This window comes from Nocardia sp. NPDC056000 (assembly GCF_042269265.1).
Classification (GTDB): domain Bacteria; phylum Actinomycetota; class Actinomycetes; order Mycobacteriales; family Mycobacteriaceae; genus Nocardia.
In genome coordinates this window covers 475,416-495,892 of sequence record NZ_JBHJXS010000002.1, presented here as the reverse complement: position 1 = coordinate 495,892, position 20,477 = coordinate 475,416, and the positions used below count along the sequence as shown (strand labels likewise).

23 protein-coding genes are annotated in these 20,477 nt (G+C 66.0%); 5 read left to right on the top strand and 18 right to left on the bottom strand.

Features of this window, described 5'->3' with window-relative positions:
• Positions 1-10: 10 nt before the first annotated feature.
• Both ACFC4D_RS07155 and ACFC4D_RS07150 read right to left on the bottom strand, forming a co-directional pair.
• Positions 11-3,301, bottom strand: coding sequence for an FAD/NAD(P)-binding protein (locus tag ACFC4D_RS07155; protein WP_376062258.1), 3,291 nt, complete (start codon positions 3,299-3,301; stop codon positions 11-13).
• A gap of 222 nt (positions 3,302-3,523) precedes the next feature.
• Positions 3,524-4,720, bottom strand: a complete 1,197-nt coding sequence (locus ACFC4D_RS07150) for an MFS transporter (RefSeq protein WP_376062081.1) — start codon at positions 4,718-4,720, stop codon at positions 3,524-3,526.
• A 109-nt stretch (positions 4,721-4,829) separates the two neighbouring features.
• On the opposite strand from ACFC4D_RS07150, the gene ACFC4D_RS07145 reads away from it, so the two are divergent.
• Positions 4,830-5,288: a MarR family winged helix-turn-helix transcriptional regulator gene (locus ACFC4D_RS07145; RefSeq protein WP_375962943.1), complete on the top strand. Its 459-nt coding sequence runs from the start codon at positions 4,830-4,832 to the stop codon at positions 5,286-5,288.
• A 79-nt stretch (positions 5,289-5,367) separates the two neighbouring features.
• Here the strand turns inward: ACFC4D_RS07145 and ACFC4D_RS07140 are convergent, their stop codons facing one another.
• Positions 5,368-7,425, bottom strand: a complete 2,058-nt coding sequence (locus tag ACFC4D_RS07140) for a CocE/NonD family hydrolase (RefSeq protein ID WP_375962941.1) — start codon at positions 7,423-7,425, stop codon at positions 5,368-5,370.
• Positions 7,426-7,569: 144 nt separating this feature from the next.
• Here ACFC4D_RS07140 and ACFC4D_RS07135 point away from each other — a divergent pair, with 144 nt between their 5' ends.
• Positions 7,570-8,259 (top strand): TetR/AcrR family transcriptional regulator, encoded by a 690-nt coding sequence (locus ACFC4D_RS07135; RefSeq protein WP_376062080.1) that lies wholly within the window; start codon positions 7,570-7,572, stop codon positions 8,257-8,259.
• A 9-nt stretch (positions 8,260-8,268) separates the two neighbouring features.
• On the top strand, positions 8,269-8,697 hold the full coding sequence (locus ACFC4D_RS07130) for a pyridoxamine 5'-phosphate oxidase family protein (protein WP_364641133.1): 429 nt from the start codon (positions 8,269-8,271) through the stop codon (positions 8,695-8,697).
• An 87-nt stretch (positions 8,698-8,784) separates the two neighbouring features.
• On the opposite strand, the gene rpsQ is transcribed toward ACFC4D_RS07130, so the two are convergent.
• From rpsQ to rpsJ, 11 genes are read right to left on the bottom strand one after another with little or no spacing between them, the layout of a single operon-like run.
• Positions 8,785-9,081, bottom strand: coding sequence for a 30S ribosomal protein S17 (rpsQ, locus tag ACFC4D_RS07125; protein ID WP_067571127.1), 297 nt, complete (start codon positions 9,079-9,081; stop codon positions 8,785-8,787).
• Positions 9,078-9,317 (bottom strand): 50S ribosomal protein L29, encoded by a 240-nt coding sequence (rpmC, locus tag ACFC4D_RS07120; RefSeq protein WP_364641136.1) that lies wholly within the window; start codon positions 9,315-9,317, stop codon positions 9,078-9,080. The genes rpsQ and rpmC overlap by 4 nt, the downstream gene beginning before the upstream one ends.
• On the bottom strand, positions 9,317-9,733 hold the full coding sequence (gene rplP, locus ACFC4D_RS07115; RefSeq protein ID WP_067571123.1) for a 50S ribosomal protein L16: 417 nt from the start codon (positions 9,731-9,733) through the stop codon (positions 9,317-9,319). Before rplP ends, rpmC begins: the two co-directional genes overlap by 1 nt.
• 3 nt (positions 9,734-9,736) lie before the next feature.
• On the bottom strand, positions 9,737-10,543 hold the full coding sequence (gene rpsC / locus ACFC4D_RS07110) for a 30S ribosomal protein S3 (protein WP_067571121.1): 807 nt from the start codon (positions 10,541-10,543) through the stop codon (positions 9,737-9,739).
• Positions 10,544-10,945, bottom strand: coding sequence for a 50S ribosomal protein L22 (gene rplV / locus ACFC4D_RS07105; RefSeq protein ID WP_067519526.1), 402 nt, complete (start codon positions 10,943-10,945; stop codon positions 10,544-10,546).
• Entirely contained in the window at positions 10,942-11,223 is a 282-nt protein-coding gene (gene rpsS / locus ACFC4D_RS07100; RefSeq protein ID WP_364641140.1) for a 30S ribosomal protein S19, read from the bottom strand. Before rpsS ends, rplV begins: the two co-directional genes overlap by 4 nt.
• Before the next feature lie 14 nt (positions 11,224-11,237).
• Positions 11,238-12,068 carry a 50S ribosomal protein L2 gene (gene rplB / locus ACFC4D_RS07095; protein ID WP_364641143.1) on the bottom strand — a complete coding sequence of 277 codons (831 nt, stop codon included), beginning with the start codon at positions 12,066-12,068 and terminating at the stop codon, positions 11,238-11,240.
• A 33-nt stretch (positions 12,069-12,101) separates the two neighbouring features.
• Positions 12,102-12,407, bottom strand: a complete 306-nt coding sequence (rplW, locus tag ACFC4D_RS07090) for a 50S ribosomal protein L23 (protein ID WP_309231514.1) — start codon at positions 12,405-12,407, stop codon at positions 12,102-12,104.
• A complete protein-coding gene (gene rplD / locus ACFC4D_RS07085; RefSeq protein WP_364641147.1) occupies positions 12,404-13,075 on the bottom strand; it encodes a 50S ribosomal protein L4 in 672 nt (223 codons plus the stop codon). The genes rplW and rplD overlap by 4 nt, the downstream gene beginning before the upstream one ends.
• Positions 13,072-13,737 (bottom strand): 50S ribosomal protein L3, encoded by a 666-nt coding sequence (gene rplC / locus ACFC4D_RS07080; protein ID WP_364641150.1) that lies wholly within the window; start codon positions 13,735-13,737, stop codon positions 13,072-13,074. The genes rplD and rplC overlap by 4 nt, the downstream gene beginning before the upstream one ends.
• A 14-nt stretch (positions 13,738-13,751) precedes the next feature.
• The gene (gene rpsJ / locus ACFC4D_RS07075; RefSeq protein ID WP_003938093.1) at positions 13,752-14,057 is read right to left on the bottom strand and encodes a 30S ribosomal protein S10; all 306 of its coding nucleotides are present in this window, start codon (positions 14,055-14,057) and stop codon (positions 13,752-13,754) included.
• 543 nt (positions 14,058-14,600) lie between these two features.
• Here rpsJ and ACFC4D_RS07070 point away from each other — a divergent pair.
• Together ACFC4D_RS07070 and ACFC4D_RS07065 are read left to right on the top strand one after the other, a co-directional pair.
• On the top strand, positions 14,601-15,077 hold the full coding sequence (locus ACFC4D_RS07070) for a hotdog fold domain-containing protein (protein WP_364641153.1): 477 nt from the start codon (positions 14,601-14,603) through the stop codon (positions 15,075-15,077).
• Between the two features lie 69 nt (positions 15,078-15,146).
• On the top strand, positions 15,147-16,364 hold the full coding sequence (locus ACFC4D_RS07065) for a lycopene cyclase family protein (RefSeq protein WP_376062079.1): 1,218 nt from the start codon (positions 15,147-15,149) through the stop codon (positions 16,362-16,364).
• Positions 16,365-16,375: 11 nt separating this feature from the next.
• On the opposite strand, the gene ACFC4D_RS07060 is transcribed toward ACFC4D_RS07065, so the two are convergent.
• From ACFC4D_RS07060 to ACFC4D_RS07045, 4 genes are all read right to left on the bottom strand, one after another.
• Entirely contained in the window at positions 16,376-17,404 is a 1,029-nt protein-coding gene (locus ACFC4D_RS07060) for an SDR family oxidoreductase (protein ID WP_375962928.1), read from the bottom strand.
• A gap of 158 nt (positions 17,405-17,562) precedes the next feature.
• Positions 17,563-18,447, bottom strand: a complete 885-nt coding sequence (locus tag ACFC4D_RS07055) for an ABC transporter permease (RefSeq protein WP_364641162.1) — start codon at positions 18,445-18,447, stop codon at positions 17,563-17,565.
• On the bottom strand, positions 18,444-19,253 hold the full coding sequence (locus ACFC4D_RS07050) for an ABC transporter permease (RefSeq protein WP_376062078.1): 810 nt from the start codon (positions 19,251-19,253) through the stop codon (positions 18,444-18,446). The genes ACFC4D_RS07055 and ACFC4D_RS07050 overlap by 4 nt, the downstream gene beginning before the upstream one ends.
• Positions 19,250-20,257: an ATP-binding cassette domain-containing protein gene (locus ACFC4D_RS07045; RefSeq protein WP_364641168.1), complete on the bottom strand. Its 1,008-nt coding sequence runs from the start codon at positions 20,255-20,257 to the stop codon at positions 19,250-19,252. Before ACFC4D_RS07045 ends, ACFC4D_RS07050 begins: the two co-directional genes overlap by 4 nt.
• Between the last annotated feature and the right edge of the window lie 220 nt (positions 20,258-20,477).

Here is a 20,477-nt window from a genome sequence, read left to right as displayed (position 1 = left end):
CGCACTCACCTCACATTCGGCGCAGCACCCGATCCACCAGATCGGGGGCCGCGCCGAGATAGTTCTCCGGGCGCAGCAGATCATCGAGTTCGGGTCCGCTCAAATGCAGTGCGATATCCGGGGATTCGGCCAGCACCTCGGCCAAAGGCCGTGCGCTGGACTGCGATTCGTACGACGCCGATTGCAGCGTCTTCTTCGCCACCGGCTTACCCAGCAGCGGCCCCAGCCGAATGGACAGGCGTTCGGACACGATCTGCCCCTCGGTGAGCGTCAGATTCGCGGTCATCCGATCGGCGTCGGCGGTCAGTCCCTCGGCCAATTCCACCGCGGTATGCGCCGCGCCGCCCGCCAGCAGTAGACATTCGCGCAGCGGCTGCCATTCGGCATGCCAGGAACCCGCGGGGCGCTCATCCTCGGCCAGCAGCGCGCCGAACAGCGTCGAGGCCAGCGCCGGGACCTGCAGGGCCGCCGCCCGAATCATGGTGCTCAGCACCGGATTCCGCTTCTGCGGCATGGCGGAGGATTCACCGCGCCCCTCGGCTGCGGGCTCGTAGACCTCGGCGATCTCGGTACGGGACTGCGAGATCACGTCAACCGCCATTTTGCCGAGCACCCCGGAGGTAAGCGCCAGTGACGACGCCAGATCCGCGATCGGGGTGCGCACGGTATGCCAGGGGGTCGCGCTCACCGCGAGTGAGAGTTCCGCGGCGAATTCCGCGCTCAACTTCTCCATGATCTCGCCGCTGGTGGCCACCGACAGCTCCGATTCACCGCAGCGCGCGCATTCGATGTACGACGCCAAAGTGCCCGCCGCACCGCCCAATTGCACCGGCAGCCCGGTTCGCACCTGGCACAACCGCTCACGGGCATCCAGAATGCCCTGCATCCACACCGCCACCTTCGCGCCGAATGTGGTCGGCACCGCCTGCATGGCCAGGGTGCGACCGGCGATGGGCGTACTGCGGTGCCGCCGCGCCAATTCCGCCAGTCCGGCCAGAATCCCGTTGAGGTCGGCGATCATCACCGACAGCACGCGCGCCGCGATCAACATGGTCGCGGTATCGAGAATGTCCTGACTGGTCGACCCGTAGTGCACGTAGTTCGCGCTCACCGGATCGATATCGGCGACCGCGCGATGCAGCCGCTCCACGAAGCACACCACCGGATTCGCCGCTCCCCGTGCGGCTTCGGCGATCTCACGGGCATCGAAGGTGTGGCCGCGCACCGCGAGGGCCATATGTTCGGGCACCACCTCGGGCACCATGCCCAGGCGCGCCTGCGCCCGCGAGAGCGCCAGCTCCACCTCCAGCATGGCCTCGATCCAGGCATCGTCGCCGAGCAGGGATTCCACCGGGGCGCCCACCCCCACCGGGGACAGCAGACCGTATTCGATCGCCATATCGCCTTGCCTTTCAGAGGAATTCGCGGAGCGCTCATAGCGGTGTGTGGTCAGGATCTCGCGGGCGATCCCGTCGCCGTCCGCCAGCGTCACCGAATTCACGCCGGGTCGCGGACCGGCCGCGGTCACCCAGCGCACCGATTCGGTGGGCACCCCGAAGGCGTAGCGGCGGTGCTGGATTCGGCCCTCACCGTCCACCAGATGATGGGTGTTGGGAGCCAGCGCCAGACCGCCGGTGCGATAGCTGCTGCCGTCCGGCGAACCCATGCTGAAACCGCTGACATCCTTGCGGCCCAGCAGATTACGCAGCAGCGGATCGGCGGTGCGGCGCAAGTCCGGTGCGGGCATCCAGGCGTCGATGAGATGCCGTCCGCGCACCTGCGAGCCCGCCACCTGCGGGGACTCCGCACTGAACAGCCGCCGCCCGCTATCGACCCGCAGTCGCATGCCCGGGCCGATGACCCGCACCACGCCCGCCCGGATCAGCGCGGACAGTTCGGCGATGCGGCTGGCGGGCGGGCCGATGGACAGGAAGGCGTTCATGGGCGTGTACCAGCGGTCCAGATCATCGCGGTACGACGATCCGGCGATACCGCCGTGATCGACCACCAGCCGGACCTCATTGCGCAGGTCGCGCAGCACATCCAGGGCCGCCTTCACCGGACCGCGCACATTGCCCAGCCGGGCCGCGCGCACATCGGCGTCCAGATAACCGAGCAGCCAATCGTGGAATTCGGCGGGAGCGCCGAAACCGCGGCCGCCGGTGGGATCGACCAGCGTGGACCAATCCCACTGCTCGTCCTGCCCGATGTGGAAGCGCTGCAACAGTTCCGCGGAATCGGCGGCGGGCGCGCCCAGATAGGCGTCCCGGAACGCTTCCAGCCGTTGCGGACTCAGCCGCTCGGCCAGCAGCGCCGCGTAGTACACCGATTCGACCTCGCGGGCGATGAGCGGCCACACATCGTGCCGGAACGACACATCGCCGAATTTGCGTGAGCGACTGCGCAATCGGGCGATGCGCTCGGGATTCAACAGGATCGGCGCGTAGCGGCCGTCCACACCCTTCTGGTTCTCACCGCGCGCGTGATGCGGTACGCCCCGGCGGCAGCCCGCCATGATCAGCGGCTCATGTCCGGAGGCCACGTACTCCAGTCCGGCGTCGGACTCCTTGAAACAGCCACCGCGACCGACCGTGAGCAGCGCCAGATAGTCGAAGAAGGTGAGACCGAGGCCGCGAATGAGCACCGGTTCCCGCTCGGGGATGGCGTGCACGTCGATATCGGCGGCATTGGCGGGGGCGGTATAGCCCAGGCCCAGGGTGCGTGCCGAATCATGCAGGGAGCCGGGCTCTTCCGGCGGCTCCTCGCCCAGGTGCCCTTGGGCAAGGACTACCGCGTGCAGTCCGCGAATGCGTTCGCCGGTGCTCAGTTCGAGTTCCTGCAATCCGCCCGGGCCGTCCCACAAATCGGTTGCGGTAGCCACAATTTCGCGCGTATGCACCCATTCGGAATAGCGATCCCGGGTGCGTTCGAATGCCCAGCGCAGATAATGGCCGTAGAAGTAGCGCGGCGGATAGGTATCGGCGCGGATGCGCAGCGCTTCTCGATAAGCGCCGGAGGGCAATCCGGCGAAATTGCCGATCTTGGCGAGGAAATTGGACCATTCGTACAAACTCGGCCCTCTATCTACCGGACCGGCCATCTCCACCGTGTCATCGGTGAAGATGGTGACCTGCTCGGCGACCGTGTTCATCAGCAGCTGAGCAGGCTGATCGGTCCGCCAGACCGCGCCCGTGCCAACCCTTTTCGAGTCGATCAGGATCAGCTCGACGCCCGCGCAATTACCGAGCTGTCGAGCATTGGCACAAATCCGTTCGAATACATTCAGACCGCGAGGTCCCATTCCGACTATCGCGACCCGAACCACATTGTCGAGCATTCACACACCGATCGCGCCCGAGGATCTGTACCCGGTAGCGGGCACGTCGCCGAGACTAGCAATGCGACAAACGCCATACAAGAACGTGCGGTACGGAATACGGCTCAGCTCGCGAAACGCCGAACGCACAATTGCGAAACGCCGAATGCCCGCCACCGCGCGGAAACCGCGACGACGGGCGCGACGTCAGCGCGCCGCCGAGACGAGAACGGGTTCGGAAACCGCCGCCGCGGCACCGGTTTCGCGGCGCTCCAGCGCGGCGGACACCAGCGCCAGCACCAGGGCCGAGGCGGCAAGCCCCGCACCCACCCAATTCGGCGCGGTATAGGCCAGCCCCGCCGAGAGCGTCAGCCCACCGAGCCACGCGGCCAAGGCATTTCCGAGATTGAACGCGCCGATATTCACGGCGGACGCCAGTGTCGGGGCCTCGGGAGCCTGATCCAGCACGCGCTTCTGCAGCGAGGGCACCGACGCGAAGCCGAGCGCGCCGATCACGAAGATGGTGATCGCGGCCAGCACCTTCACCTGCGCGGTGACCGTGAACAGCGCCAGCGCGATCGTCAACGCGGACAACGAGATATACAGCATCGGCATCAGCGCGCGATCGGCGAATTTACCGCCCACCAGATTGCCCACAACCATCCCCAGGCCGAGCAGCACCAGCAGCCAGGTGATGGAACCGTCCGCGAAACCGCCGATCTCGGTCATCATCGGGGCGATATAGGTGATCGCCGCGAATACCGCACCGAAGCCGAGCACGGTCATGCCGTTGGCCAGCCACACCTGAATATTCTTGAAAGCGGCCAACTCCCGGCGCAGGTTCACATCCTCGGGCGTGGGCAGGTTCGGAACCAGCTTGGCGATTCCGGCCAGACCCGCCACACCCAGCAGCGCCACGATGGCGAAGGTGACGCGCCAGCCGATCTGCTGACCGACGAAGGTGCCCAGCGGTACGCCGACCACATTGGCGACCGTCAGACCGGTGAACATCATGGCGATGGCACCGGCCTTGCGATCCGGGGCGACCAGATCCGCGGCGACCACCGCGCCGATGCCGAAGAACGCGCCGTGCGCCAGTGAGGCGACCACGCGGCCGATCAGCATGACGCCGAAGACCGGGGCGATGGCGGAGATGAGATTCCCGGCGATGAAGAACCCCATCAGCAGCATGAGCATGCGCTTGCGGGGGACGCGGGTGCCCAGCGCGGTCATGATCGGCGCACCCAGCATGACGCCGAGCGCATAGCCGGTGACCAGCCAGCCGGCGGTCGGAATGGACACCCCGAAGTCACCGGCGACCTCGGGCAGCAGGCCCATGATGACGAACTCGGTGGTGCCGATTCCGAAGGCCCCGATTGCCAGGGCCAGCAGTGCGAGCGGCATGACTACACCTTCCATACGATTGCAAGAGCGCGTTATTGCAAACACAATAGTTGCAGACGCGTGTTACTTGCAAGCGCGGGCATTCGCGGAAGTGGTCTATCCTGGTCATATGACTGCCACCGATCCCGCACTCACCGGTCTCGCCCAGGGCTGGTGCGCGCTCACCGTGCTGCACGGGCGGATCGAAGCGCACATCGAACGCGCACTCCAGGCGAAACACGAGCTCAGCGTGCGCGAATACTCCCTGCTCGACGTACTGAGCCGCCAGCACGACGGCACCGGCGGCATGCTCCAGATGAAACAGGTCGCCGACGCCATCGTGCTGTCCCAGAGCGCCACCACCCGCCTGGTCACCCGGCTCGAAGATCGCGGACTGCTCGCGCGGTACCTCTGCCCCACCGATCGCCGCGGCATCTACACCAAGGTCACCGACGCCGGGCGCGAGCTCTTGGAAGCCGCACGGCCCACCAATGACGCCGCCCTGCGCGAAGCCCTCGACGACGCCGCGGGCAATCCCGAACTGGCACCGCTGGTCCGCACCGTCGAATCCCTGCACACCCCCGCCTGAACCCGCGGCGCACAGCGCGAAGGCCCGCTCCCCCAACCGGAAGCGGGCCTTCTCCCCTCCTGACTATGCGATCGCCGGGCTATGCGATCGCGCGGCTCAACGGCAGGTTGACGTAGCTCGGCTCCGAAGGATCGAGCAGCACATGCTGATTCGCGAGACGGCTCTCGACCAGCAGCGGCGGCAGCAGTACACCGCGCGGGAAATTGCTGGCGTACACATCGATTCGCACCCGATGGCCCGGTTGCAGCACCGCGTCAACGGGATTCACCGCGATATCGATCGTCGTCGGCTGACCGGGCACCAGCGGCTGCCGGGAATCCAAGGTCAGCAGATACGCCGTCTCGGTGAGATCACCGGCCGCGTTCCGCTTGCTCTTGTCCTCATCCACCGCACGCAGTGACGCGGTGAGCTGACCGCTGGCCACCACGGTCGAACGACCATCGGGCGCAACGTCATTCACCGTGACGGACCAGTAGCCCTCGGAGGAGTCGTACGCGGTGTTCAGATGCACATTGATCGGCCCCGAGATGACCGTCGCCTCGGAAACCGGTGTGCTGGTGAAGGTCAGGCCGCCGAGCTCGTGAATGCGGTCATCCTTGGTGCAGCCGTCGATCACCGAGGTTATCCCCAGTGATTCGACCGCCATATCGCGCGAGCAGAGTGCGGTGATACCGGTCAGCGGCGAAACCGTCAGCTGCGCGGGGGCATCGGTGCCGTCGCCGTTCAGGGATCCGTCGTACAGGCTGTTCGCGGTACCGCTGCGCGCGGGCGAGAGGTACATGCGCCGGTACTCCGACGTCGGCCGCGGCAGCCACGAGGTCGCGGTCCAGCCGCCGCCCTGCTGCCACAGCACCACCGGGCCGTACTGATCGATACCGTTGTCGATGCCCTTGAGCCACTTGTCGTACCAGGCCATCTGGAGCACGTCCAGCCGCGGCGGCTTACCCGGATTGCCCAGGCCCGAACCGGGATTCGCGTGATAGGTGTCGCCCATGATCAGCTTCTTCTGCTCCGGCGGCAGCGGAATCCGATCGAACGACATGGCGCTGGACGGCGCGAAGATGTCCTGCCAGCCGCCGTACGCGAAGGTCGGCACCTTGATGCGCTCGGGATGACTGTCCGAGAACGCCTCGCGCAGTTCACTTCCCGGCCGCAATGCCTGTTTCAGCGGCTCGGGCAGCAGATCCACCGAGGGCGTCAGCGCCATGATGATGTAGTCGAAGAACTCGAAAGGCGTTGTGACACGGTCCATCAGCCATTTCGCGTCCAGATGGCCGAGTACGACGCCGACCGGATCCGGGAAGTTCTGGATCACATCGATGAACGCGATGTACAGCGGCGCGAACAAACCGAGCCCGCCACCGGGCGCGGCCACGTCACCGATCTTGTCGGTACTGCCCTCCACCGGGAAGATCGCCTTGAGCGCGGGCGGATTCTGCGCGGCCACCATGTACTGGTTGATGCCCGAGTACGAGATGCCGTTCATCCCGATATTGCCGTCCGACCAGGGCTGTTTCGATGCCCAGTCGATCACCTCGACCGAATCCTGGGTCTCGCGACTCTGGAAGAACTGCCACGCGCCCTGCGAATAGCCGGTGCCGCGGGTGTCCACCACGATCTGGGTGTAACCGTGCTGGATGAGCCTGCGGTCCGCGCCGAAGGTCCGGGCCGCGCCGCCGCTGAGCACCCGGGTCAGATCCGTGACCGAGGACAGTGGTGTCCCGGTCAGATCCACGCTGTTCACCAGTTGGATCAGGGCATCGGACAGCCACGGCACCGACAGCGCCACATCGGCCAGCCAGGACGCGAACTTGGTATAGGGCGTCAGATTGACGATGGTCGGCAGCGGATCGGTGACCGGTACGCCATTGGCGTCGACGGGCCGATACACATTGGCCTTCAACACCGTTCCGTCGCTCATGGTGATCGGCACATCGAAATCGATGTGCACCTCGCCGGGATAGCGGCCCGGATATTTCGCCGGTCCGTCGTGCGCGGCCAGCCAGGATTGCCCGAGTTCACCGCCGTCCGGCGGGGTTTCGGCCGCGGCGGTCGGCGTCACAGACAGCGAGGTCATGGTGATGGCTACGGCGGCTATGGCTACTCGGATCAGGTGGCTGCGGGCTCTCCCGATCATGCGTGCTCCCCTCCATCCGGGCATCCGACACGATCCCGGCTTATAAACTGTGGCGTACCTATGATGGCCACGAATGGTGTCTGGGTCACAGCTTTGCCCCAACTGTGGCGCGCCTCACAGCCCGCGCGACTCTATGCTCTGGAGATGGCTCTGGAATCCGGCTTCGATCGCCGCCGCCTGCCGCCCGGCACCCACGGCATCAATCCGGAGGACGTCGTGCACTCACAGCGCATGCGCATCTTCTTCGGCGTGCTCGAGGCCGTCTCCGAACGCGGCTACAACGCCACCACGGTGGCGGATATCGTTGCGCGCGCAGGGGTTTCGCGGCGCACCTTCTATCAGCTGTTCCGGGATCGGGACGAATGCTTCCTCGCCGCCTTCGAGGCCGCGGTCGACCTCGTCATCGAACAGCTCGACCGAAGTATCGCCAGCACACCGCATTCCGACTGGCGCACACTCATCCACACCACGCTCGGCGAATACCTGCGCGCGCTCAGCGACAACGCCGACTGCGCCCGCGCCCTGCACGTGGAATGCCTCGCCGCCGGACCCGTGGTGGCGGAACAGCGGCGGCATATGAAAAACCGTCTGGCACAGCGCATGCGGGCCGCCTTCCGGATCGGCCACGCCGCCGGTGACATCCCCGCCGAGATTCCCGACGACTTCTTCGACGCCCTCATCGGAGCCATCGACGATCGCATTCGCGACTGCATCCAGGGCCCTGGACCGCGCGCGCTGCCGACCCTCACCACGCACGTCTATCAGGTGACGATGGCGCTGTTCGGCGTCCCCGATCTGTCCCGGCGACCCGAACCGGTCGTACCCCCGCGCTAGCGTGGAGGTATGGCACTGACGTTGGAAGAACGACAGAGTTTCCTGGCCCAACCACACATCGGCGCGTTGGCCGTGAACAACAAGCCCGGTCGCGCGCCCCTGAACGTCCCCATCTGGTACCAGTACACCCCCGGCGGCGAACTGTGGATCATCACCGGGCCCGAGTCACAGAAGATGCGCCTGCTGAAGGAGTCCGGCCGCTTCAGCATCATGGCGCAGGTGGTGGAACCCACCGTCCGCTATGTGACGGCCGAGGGCCCGATCGACCGCATCACCGTCATGACCGACGAGATGCACCATGAGATGGCCTCGCGCTATCTCACTCCCCCGCAGGTCGACAAGTACCTGAAGTCCACCGAGGAACTCGGCATCGGCGAACAGGTCGCGGTTTACATGCGTCCCGAGCACTGGCTATCCGCCGATATGGGCGCGCTCTGATCACCTGACCCGTGATACGACGAAGGCCCGCCTCCACAGGGGAAGCGGGCCTTCGTATTTCGACTGTCGTCGAGGATGGAGCAGACCTTACTTGGCCTTCTCCAGCACCTCGACCAGACGCCAGCGCTTGGTGGCGGACAGCGGACGGGTCTCCATCAGCTGCACGCGGTCACCGATACCGGCGATCTCGTTCTCGTCGTGCGCCTTGACCTTCGAGGTGGTGCGGATGATCTTGCCGTAAAGCTTGTGCTTCACGCGATCTTCCAGCTCGACCACGATGGTCTTGGTCATCTTGTCGGACACAACGTAACCGATGCGCACCTTGCGCTGGCCACGCTCTTCTGCCTTGGCCGGCGTCTTGGCCGGGCCCTTTACGTCGCTCATGCGGCGTCTCCCTTGCCTTGCGGACCGGAGGCCAGGCCGAGCTCGCGCTCACGCATGACCGTGTAGATGCGGGCGATCTCGTGACGGACCACACGCAGGCGACGATTGTTGGTCAGCTGACCGGTCGCCATCTGGAAGCGCAGGTTGAACAGCTCTTCCTTGCCTTCGCGAAGCTTCGCGACGAGCTCTTCCTCGGTCAGCTCACGCAGCTCTGCTGCCGGATTAGCGGTAGCCATCAGAACTGCTCCTCTCGCGTCACGATCCTGCACTTCATGGGGAGCTTGTGCATCGCGCGGCGCAGGGCCTCACGAGCGGTCTCCTCGTTCGGGTAAGACATCTCGAACATGACCCGTCCGGGCTTCACGTTCGCGATCCACCACTCCGGCGAACCCTTACCGGAACCCATGCGGGTTTCGGCCGGCTTCTTGGTGAGCGGGCGATCGGGGTAGATGTTGATCCAGATCTTGCCGCCACGCTTGATGTGGCGGGTCATCGCGATACGCGCCGACTCGATCTGACGGTTGGTCACGTAAGCCGGCTCCAGAGCCTGGATGCCGTACTCACCGAAGGAAACCGCCGTGCCGCCCTTGGACATGCCCGAACGGCTCGGGTGGTGCTGCTTACGGTGCTTGACCTTGCGAGGCATCAACATAGGTCAGCCCTCCTGGGTCGTCTCAGCCGGAGCCTCCGCGACAGCAGTCGCGGCACGCCCGGCCTCAGTGCTGGTCGCGGTTGTGCCCTGGGCACCCGAACGACGCGGGCGGCTCGGCCGCTCACGACGCGGGCGATCACGGTCGCCGGCCGGCGCTGCGGTCGCGGTGACCTCACGCTTGCCACCGACGATGTCGCCCTTGTAGATCCACACCTTCACGCCGATGCGGCCGAAGGTGGTGCGGGCCTCGTACAGGCCGTAGTCGATGTCCGCACGAAGGGTGTGCAGCGGCACACGGCCTTCGCGGTAGAACTCCGAGCGCGACATTTCGGCGCCACCGAGGCGGCCCGAGCACTGCACGCGGATGCCCTTGACGTTCGGCGAACGCATGGCCGACTGAATGGCCTTACGCATCGCACGACGGAACGCCACACGGTTCGACAGCTGCTCGGCCACACCCTGGGCAACGAGCTGCGCATCCGACTCGGGGTTCTTGACCTCGAGGATGTTCAGCTGCACCTGCTTGCCGGTGAGCTTCTCCAGCTCGGCACGGATGCGGTCGGCTTCGGCGCCACGACGGCCGATCACGATGCCCGGACGCGCGGTGTGGATATCCACACGGACGCGATCGCGGGTGCGCTCGATCTCGACCTTCGAGATGCCCGCGCGCTCCATACCGGTGGAGAGGAGCTTGCGGATCTTGACGTCTTCGCCGACGTATTCCTTGTACTGCTTATCGGCGTACCAACGCGACTTCCAGTCGGTGGTGATACCGAGGCGGAAGCCATGGGGGTTGATTTTCTGTCCCATTTACTTTGCCCCTCCCTTCCGGCGGCTACGAGTGGCAGCGCCGGCAGTGGGCACGCTCTCGACCTCGATGGTGATGTGGCTGGTGCGCTTGCGAATCCGGAACGCACGGCCCTGGGCACGCGGCTGGAAACGCTTCATGGTCGCGCCCTCGTCGACAAACGCCGTCGAGATGACCAGGGTCGCCGGGTTCAGGCCGAGGTTGTTCTCGGCGTTGGCGGCCGCCGAAGCGACAACCTTGGCGACCGGCTCGCTGGCAGCCTGCGGGGCGAACCGCAGGATGTTCAGCGCATCCTCGACACGCTTGCCGCGGACCAGGTCCACGACACGACGAGCCTTCATGGGCGTCACGCGCACGTGCTTGGCGGTTGCGCGCGCGGTCTGATTCTGAGTTTCAGTGCTCATCGCCGCTTGCTCTTCCGATCTTCCTTGACGTGGCTGCGGAACGTCCGCGTCGGCGCGAATTCACCGAGCTTGTGTCCAACCATGTTCTCGGACACGAACACCGGCACGTGCTTACGGCCGTCGTGGACCGAGAAGGTGTGACCGATGAAATCGGGAATGATGGTGGAACGACGCGACCAGGTCTTGATGACCTGCTTCGTGCCCTTCTCGTTCTGAACGTCCACCTTCTTCAGGAGGTGGCCGTCGACGAACGGGCCCTTCTTCAGGCTACGTGGCATGTCTAACCTCCTCCTTAACGCTTCTTGCCGCGGCGGCGGACGATGAGCTTGTCACTGGGACGGTTGGGCTTGCGGGTGCGGCCTTCCGGCTTACCCCACGGCGAGACCGGGTGGCGACCACCGGAGGTCTTACCTTCACCACCACCGTGCGGGTGGTCGACCGGGTTCATGACGACACCACGGACGGTCGGGCGGACGCCCTTCCAGCGCATACGGCCGGCCTTGCCCCAGTTGATGTTCGACTGCTCGGCGTTGCCGACCTCGCCGATGGTGGCGCGGCAGCGCACATCGACGCGACGGATTTCACCGGAAGGCATACGCAGGACGGCGTAGGCGCCTTCCTTACCCAGCAGCTGAATGCTCATACCCGCGGCGCGAGCCATCTTGGCGCCGCCACCCGGACGCAGTTCGACCGCGTGGATGGTGGTACCGGTCGGGATCGAGCGCAGCGGCAGGTTGTTGCCGGGCTTGATGTCGGCGCCGGTGCCGGACTCGATCTTCGTGCCCTGGGCAATGCCCTTGGGCGCGATGATGTACCGCTTCTCGCCGTCGGCGAAGTGCAGCAGCGCGATGTTGGCGGTGCGGTTCGGGTCGTACTCGATGTGAGCGACCTTGGCCGGGATACCGTCCTTGTCGAGGCGGCGGAAGTCGATGACGCGGTAGGCGCGCTTGTGGCCACCACCCTTGTGACGGGTGGTGATGCGGCCCTGAGCGTTACGGCCACCGGTCTTGGTGAGCGGACGCAGCAGCGACTTCTCGGGGGTCGAGCGGGTGATTTCGGCGAAGTCCGAAACCGAAGCGCCACGACGACCCGGGGTAGTCGGCTTGTATTTACGAATTGCCATGAGTTCTTCTCTACTTTCTGGATTCCCAGGCGCTTACGCGACCGGGCCTCCGAAGATCTCGATGGGCTTGCTGTCGGCCGAGAGGGTCACGAGCGCGCGCTTGGTGTTCTTGCGCTTGCCGTAACCGGCGCGGGTCCGCTTGCGCTTGCCCTGACGGTTAGCGGTGTTGACGCTGGTCACCGTGACGCCGAAGACCTTCTCGACGGCAATCTTGATCTGCGTCTTGTTGGAGTCCGGGTGCACGATGAAGGTGTACGTACCCTCTTCGATCAGTCCGTAGGACTTCTCGGAGATGACCGGCGCCAGCAGAATGTCGCGGGGGTCGGCGATCGTGGTCACTTGCTCTCCTCCTGTGCAGCTTCGGCAGGGCCGTGCACGAAGGCGTTGAGCGCCTCGACGGAGAAGATGACCTCATCGGCCTTCAGCACGTCATAGGTGTTCAGCTGATCGGGAGCGATCGGGTGCACGTTCTGCAGGTTCGCAACGCTCTTCCACGTGGCGATGTCCTCGCGGCCGACGACGACCAGGAGCTGCTTGCGGCTCGAAAGCTCGGCGAGGAAGCTCTTGGCGACCTTGGTCGACGGGGTCTGACCCGGGACCAGTTCGGTGATCACGTGGATGCGTTCGTTGCGCGCCCGGTCCGACAGAGCACCGCGCAGTGCGGCGACCTTCATCTTCTTGGGCAGACGCTGGCTGTAATCGCGCGGCTGCGGGCCGTGGACGGTGCCACCACCGGCGAACTGCGGCGCACGGGTCGAACCCTGACGGGCGCGGCCGGTGCCCTTCTGGCGGTAAGGCTTGCGGCCACCACCGCGGACTTCACCGCGGGTCTTGGTGGCGTGCGTGCCCTGGCGAGCCGCGGCACGCTGGGCCACGACGACCTGGTGCATCAGCGCGATGTTGGCGGTCACGTCGAAGATCTCCGCGGGGAGCTCGACGGTGCCTTCGGTCTTGCCGCCTGCGGCCTTGACCGGAAGCGTCAGGTTGGTCTTGGTCTCGGTGCTCATGCCCGGGCACCACCCTTCACTGCACTCTTGACGATCACAATGCCGCCGGTGCGGCCCGGGATCGCGCCCTTGATCAGCAGCAGACCGTTCTCGGCGTCCACCTTGTGGACCGAGAGGTTCTGCGTGGTGACGCGGTCGTTACCCATCCGGCCGGACATGCGCATGCCCTTGAACACGCGGCCCGGGGTGGAGCAACCACCGATGGAACCCGGACGACGGTGCACAGCCTGCGCACCGTGCGAGGCGCCCTGACCGGCGAAGCCGTGACGCTTCATGGTGCCGGCGAAGCCCTTGCCCTTGGAGGTTCCGGTCACGTCGACGTAGGTGCCCTCTTCGAAGGCGTCCGCGCCGATTTCCTGGCCGACCGCGAAGGAATCGACGTCAGCGACGCGGATCTCCGTGATGTGGCGGCGAGGGGTGACACCGGCCTTGGCGAACTGGCCGGAAACCGGCTTGTTCACCTTGCGCGGATCGATTGCGCCGTAAGCGATCTGGATGGCGGCGTAGCCATCGCGCTCGGCGGTGCGGATCTGGGTCACGACGTTCGGACCGGCCTTGACGACGGTCACCGGAACAACGCGGTTCTTCTCGTCGAAGACCTGGGTCATACCGAGCTTGGTTCCCAGGATGCCGGCAGCCGGCCTGCTCTTGTTGTCAGTCATATCTGGAATCCCCGTCACTGAATGTTGACGTCGACGCTGGCCGGGAGGTCGATACGCATGAGAGCGTCGACCGTCTTCGGCGTGGGGTCGAGAATGTCAATCAGCCGCTTGTGCGTACGCATCTCGAAGTGCTCGCGCGAGTCCTTGTACTTGTGCGGCGAACGGATGACGCAGTACACGTTCTTTTCGGTGGGCAACGGCACCGGGCCGACGACACGGGCACCGGTACGGGTCACCGTCTCGACGATCTTGCGCGCAGACGCGTCGATCGCCTCATGGTCGTAGGCCTTGAGCCTGATGCGGATCTTCTGTCCCGCCACGCTGAGTGTCCTTTTCTCCGCTTAACGTTTGTGCCCCAGGAGCTTTCGCTCCCGAAACACCCTCATTTGCACAGCCCGAACACACGAAGACGCATCAGCCACCACACGACCGGCCCACCTGGGGCCCGATCCATCGCCGCTGTTCATCTGTCATGGTTCCGTCCGGTCCACGCGGTCGGGCGTGTCGCCCATCCGCTCATTCTTCGGCCCGAGTGATCTCTGAGCCTTGGAACCTTGTCCCGGAAGCACCCGCGCCTAAACGGCGAGGTACAAGAGTGGGTCTTGCTTCCCCGTCACCACCTGCGACTTTCCCGTAGGAAGGCACAACCCGGTGCGGGCAACCTGAACAGTATGCCCCACGGCTATGGGGGACTTCAAATCGACCCCCCACCGGACCGAAAACGCGATGGGGCAGGTCACAACCGGCGTTCCGAGCGACCCGTGACCTACGGGGTGTCGCAGCCCGGGCGCGTCGCGATGATCCGCGATGAACTCGGCGGCACCCGGCTTCCGGATAACTTACTTTTGAGTAAGATACCCGATATGACGAAAGAGACCGCCACCTACCGCGGCTGGAAGAAGCTGCCGGACAATCGGCTCGGCCACACCCTTTTCTCCCTCGGCATGGTCGCGCGCGTCCCCTACTTCGGCACCGTGCTCCCGACCGTGATCCGCCTCGAACCCGGACTGTGCGAGGTCACCGCGCCGAAATGGTTCGGTATCCACAACCACCTGAGCACCTTCCACGCCATCGCGGCCTGCAATCTCGCCGAGGTCGCCATGGGCATGCTGTCCGAGGCCACCGTCCCGGACACGCACCGCTGGATTCCCAAGGCCATGAATGTGCAGTACCTGGCCAAGGCCAACTCCAGCCTGCGCGCGGTGGCCAAGCTCCCCGAACTGCCCGACTTCCCGTCGATCACCGAGGGCCAGAACCTCGTGGTCCCCGTGTCGATCTACGACAAGTCCGGCCTCGAGGTGGTGCACGCGGATATCACCACCTGGGTGACGCCGAAGTAGAGCAGGACATTCGAAACCACCCCGCCCCGGACCTATCGGTTCCGGGGCGGGGCTGTTTGAATGCGAAGTATGAGTGGCCTGGCGGTAAATGGGGTGGCGGATATCTGCATCGTCGGGCTGGGGCCCGCGGGGCAGGCGCTGGCCCATCGGGCCATGGCCGCCGGATTGAAGGTCGTCGCGGTGGATCCGCGGCCGGAGCGATTGTGGCCGCCGACGTACTCCTGCTGGATCGATGAACTGCCGGAGTGGTTGCCGCAGAGCGTGATTGCCAGCCGGGTGGAGCGGCCGGTGGTGTGGACCAAGGCCGAGCATCGGATCGATCGGCCGTATTGCGTGCTGTCGAAGCCGGGGTTGAAGGCCGCGCTGCCGCTGGATGACGCCACTGTCCGCGCGGGACGGGCCACGGTGGTCGACGCACATCGGGTGGAGTTGGCGGACGGCACCGAGATTCGGGCCGATGTGGTTGTCGACACCCGCGGGCAGGCCGCGCCGGGACAGCGCAGAACCGCTGCGGCACACGGCATTTTCGTGCGCGAGGAGATCGCCGCGCCCATGGTCACGCCCGGCGAGGGCCTGCTGCTGGATTGGCGGAGCGAGAACGGCGCGGGGGCCGATGAGCCGCCCTCCTTCCTCTACGCCATGCCGCTGGGCGACGGGACCGTGGTTTTCGAGGAGACCAGTCTCGGATTGCAGGGCGGTATGCCGCAGCACGAATTGCGCAAGCGGACGCTGCATCGGCTGGAGCGGCACGGGATTCGGCTCACCGGCGATGAACCCACCGAGGCCGCGCACTATCCGCTGGATGACGCGCCGCCGAAAGCCGGTGCGGGGCAGGTGGTTCCGTTCGGTTCGCGGGGCGGGATGATGCATCCCTGCACCGGATACAGCGTGGCGGATTCGCTGGCGCTGGCCGATACCGCCGTCGAAGCCGTTCGCCGGGGCGAGGATCCGATCGCGGCGCTGTGGTCGCGGCAGGCGCGGCTGGTCTATTGGATGCGCATGCGCGGGGTGTACGGCCTGGGGCGGCTCACCACCGAACAGTCGGTCTCCATGTTCGACGCGTTCTTCACCGCATCGCCGCGCCAGCAGCGGGCGCTGCTGTCCGCGCATGACGATTACGCCGCGCTGGGCGGGGTGCTGTTCATGACGGTCGCCCGCACCTGGCCGTTCAACTGGCGCTTCGACCTGGTCGGCTGGCGCAACCGAAACCGCTGGGTGGGTTGGGATTACGGCCGTGCGGAGCCGCGCGCCGAGCTATCCGATCACGAACAGACCTCCACGCCCTGACGGTCTCGCGCTCACACCCAGTTCTCGATCCAGTACTTCCAGATGATGGGTGCGTAGCCGACCAGCGGCGGCACCTTGATATCGGTTCCGGCGAGTGCGGCCTGCGCCTGCCGGGAGTCGAAGTGGCAGCTGAATTCGCTGTGTTCGATGACCTCGGCGGGTACGCCGACCTGGCGCAGCGCCCAGCCCATACCGGGGACGCGCAGGCTCACGTCGAGGGTCTGTTTGGGCAGCACCTCCATCAGGTGCGGTGCGCCCGCCTCGTCGGCGAAGAGGTTGAAGACCTCGGCGACGCTCTGTTCGCGCGGGTCGGACAGGTGATAGGTGGCTCCCCCGCCGCCGGGCCGGTGCGCGATGTGGTCGAGCGCGCGCACCACGTAGTCGACCGGAACCATATTGGTGGTCCCCAGTTTCGGTGACACCACGGGCAGGATGCGCGGCAGTTGCGCCGCCATGCGCAGCAGCCGGAAGAAGTAGTAGGGCCCGTCGATGCGGTCGATCTCGCCGGTGTGCGAATCGCCGATGACGATGGAGGGCCGGTAGATCCGCCACGGCACCCCGTCCTGATCTCGGACCGCCTTCTCGGCCTCGAGCATGGCGCGCTGGTACGGCGAACCGAGCACCTGGCCGACGTCGAACATGTCCTCGGTGAACACCCCGTCCCAGCCGCCGGCGATCTGCACGGTCGAAACATGGTGCAGCAGGCCCGCTTCCAGCCGCGCCGCGAGTTCGGCGATGCGCCGGGTGCCGCCGCCGGGTGCGACGGAGTCGAGTCCGGCGGCGAGGTGGAAGACGTGGTCGATCGAACCCCGGTGCGCGGCAATCCAGTCCGGGTCGATGCCGACGCCGGGCGCGCTGAGGTCGCCGCGGACGGCGCGGACCCGGTCCCCCGCGTCCCAGCCGCGCAGGCAGCGGTTGAAGCGCAGGACGGAGTCTTCGCCGGGGCGCACCAGCACATGGACGTCGGCACCGCGCTTGATGAGTTGAGGAACCAGGAACCGACCGATGAACCCGGTTGCTCCGGTTACCAGGTAAGCCATGCGCATACCCTAGCGTGACGCGCGCCACACTCTCACTGCGCCTCCGCAATCGGCTCAAAGCTCGCATGCGAGACGCATTTTCACACTCTGACCACCGGTGGAACGACGACGGGGCGGCACCCGGTGTGCACCGAGTACCGCCCCGAGTCAGCGAACGATCAGGCTCCGGTCTCGGCTGCCCGGCGGTAGCCGCGGATCGCCGGATACCCGAATACCAGCACCATGCCGATGGCCCACGCGACCGTCTTCATGAGCGGCATGGCGATCGGCCCGTCGTAGGCGAGACCGCGCATGGCGTCGATGGCCGTACTCATGGGCTGGTTCTCCACCGTCTTCTGCAACCAGGTCGGGTACGCGAAGACCGGCACGAAACCGGTGTTGAAGAACATCAGCAGGGTATTGATGACGCCGATGACCTGCACCAGCATCACGCCCTCGGTGATGGTGGCGAGCGCGGTCACCAGCACCGCGAAGCCGATGCCGAACAGCACCGGGATCAACAGCATGGCGATGGAAGCGGCTGGGCCGAACCAGAATCGGAAGCCCAGGCACAGTCCGACCGCGAGCACGATCAGCGAGGTGGCCAGGACGCGGATGGCCTCGGCGAGCAGTCGCCCGGTGAGTCCGGCCGCGCGGTGCACGGGCATGGTCCAGAATCGCCCGAGCAGTCCGGTGACCTTCTCGACCTTGAAGCCGAGCGCGGACACCACCGATCCGGACATGGCCGCGACCAGCATGACCATCGGCACGGTGCCGTAGATGCTGGGTTCACCGGTGGCCGAGGTGATGGAGTCACCGAGCACGATGCGGAACATGATCAGCGTCGCGGCCGGGTACACGATGGTCTGAATGGTGGTCGCGGGGTCGCGGGCCCAGCCGATCAGCAGTCGCTTGCATTGGATGAGGCTCTGTTCCAGCCACACCAGTACGGCCCGCTCATTGCGCGGGCGCACCTTGGGCAGCGGCTGATGCCCCGCCCAGGAATCCTTTTCGACCGTTTCCACATCGCCCTCGAGCGTGCCGGCCTCGACTACGGAACTCATGACCGCCTCATACTCGCCCAGACCGCGGCCGGGGTGAACAGCACCGCGGCGCCGACCACCCACAGCAGCGGCACCCAAAACACGTCCCAGGTCACGCCGTTCGCGGCCATATCGCGCATGGCGAACGAGAACTGTGAGATGGGCTGATTGCGCACGAACGGCCGAACCCATTCCGGGAAGCCGGATTCCGGCACGAACCCGCAGGACAGCATGCCGAAGATGAGCGTCGGCAGGGTCAATGCCTGACTGAGCGATTCGGGACTCTTGGTGAGTGAGCCGAGCGCGTCCGCGCCGATGCCGAGCACGGTGCCGACCGCGAGGGAGAAGGCGCAGAACAATATGGTCTGGCCCCAGCCCGCCACGAAGTGGAAGCCGATCATATGGCCCCAGCCGATGGCGGCGGCCAGCGAGACGATGGACCGCACCATGCCCGCGCTGATGCGCGAGAGCAGCGGCACCATCTTGCCGACCGGCATGGTCTGCAAGCGGGTGTTGAATCCGGTCATGGCCTCGAACGCGGCCATCTGCGCATTCGACATCATGGTCACGGACATGGTCTGCAGCACGATGATCGGCATGACGAACTGCGCGTAGTCGATGCCGCGGAAGTTCATGACGTATTTGAGCGGCAGGTAGAAGCCGAGGGTCAGCACCAGCGGGGTGACGCAGGCGAAGGCGAGTTCACCCTTGGTGGCCATCACCCACAGGATGCGGCCGGTGAGTGCGCGCCACTGGCCGAAGCTGTTCGGCTTGGACCTGGGCAGTCCCGCGAATAGGTCGCTGCGCTCGACGGCGGGAGCGCTCATTGGGTGCCGCCCGAATGTCCGGTGAGCGAGAGGAACACATCGTCGAGCGAGGGGCGGCGCAGTCCGATATCGGCGAGTTCGATTCCGGCGCTGTCGAGTCGGCGCAGCGCCTCGGCCAGCGTCGCGGCGCCTTCCGGGGCCGGAATCGACAGCCGGTCGCTGCCATTGACCTCGGCGCGCACGCTGGCGGGCACCAGATCGCCGAGCGCGTCGGCGGCCTGGCTCAGGTGGGTCGGATCGAGCGGCACGACCTCGCAGTAGCTGCCGCCGGTCTTCTCCTTGAGCGCGTCCGCGGTGCCCTCGGCGATGACGGTGCCCTTGTCGATGACGATGATGTTGTCGCTCAGCACATCGGCTTCCTCGAGATACTGCGTGGTCAGCAGTACCGTGATGCCCTGTGTCTTGAGCGCGTTGACCAGATCCCAGACGCCCTGGCGGCTGCGCGGGTCGAGGCCGGTGGTGGGTTCGTCGAGGAACACCACTTCGGGTCGCACCACGAGTCCGCAGGCGATATCGACGCGCCGGCGCATACCGCCGGAGTAGTGCCGGACCGCGCGGCGGCCCGCGCTGGTGAGGTCGAATTCCTCGAGCAGGGCGTCGGCGCGCTGGCGGGCGGCCTTGCGCGGCAGGCCCATGAGCCGTCCGAAGAGTTCGAGGTTCTCGCGACCGGAGAGGTTCTCGTCGAGGGCGGCGTACTGCCCGGTCATCATGATGGACCGGCGTACCGCGGCGGCGTCCTTGCGCACATCGTGTCCGGCGACCTTGGCGATGCCGGAATCGGGGCGCAGCAGGGTGGACAGGATCTTGACGCAGGTGGTCTTGCCCGCACCGTTGGGTCCGAGGATGCCGAGCACCTGGCCGCGGGCTGCGGTGAAACTGATGCCCCGCAGGGCGTGCACGTCGCCGAACGATTTGCGTACGTCTTCGACGTATACGGCCGGTTCGCTCCCGTCGCGTACTGCTGTCACGGTTTGCGGCGAATCCGGTTTGTCCAAGCTCGGCATCAACTCTCCACTATCGGCTGGGCGGGCAATTCGAGTCGCCCCGGGCGGCGGGTCCCCACATCCCCTCGGGGATGATCCACTCCGTCGCGCGCGATGTTACCGGCCGTCCGGAAACTGGGTCGTTGCTTTGCCTCAGCAGCTGCCGGACAAACGTGACCTTGGCCACAAACCAATAGGTTTCCGAATAGCCGCTGATCCAGAGCCAGACCGGGCGGTCTGA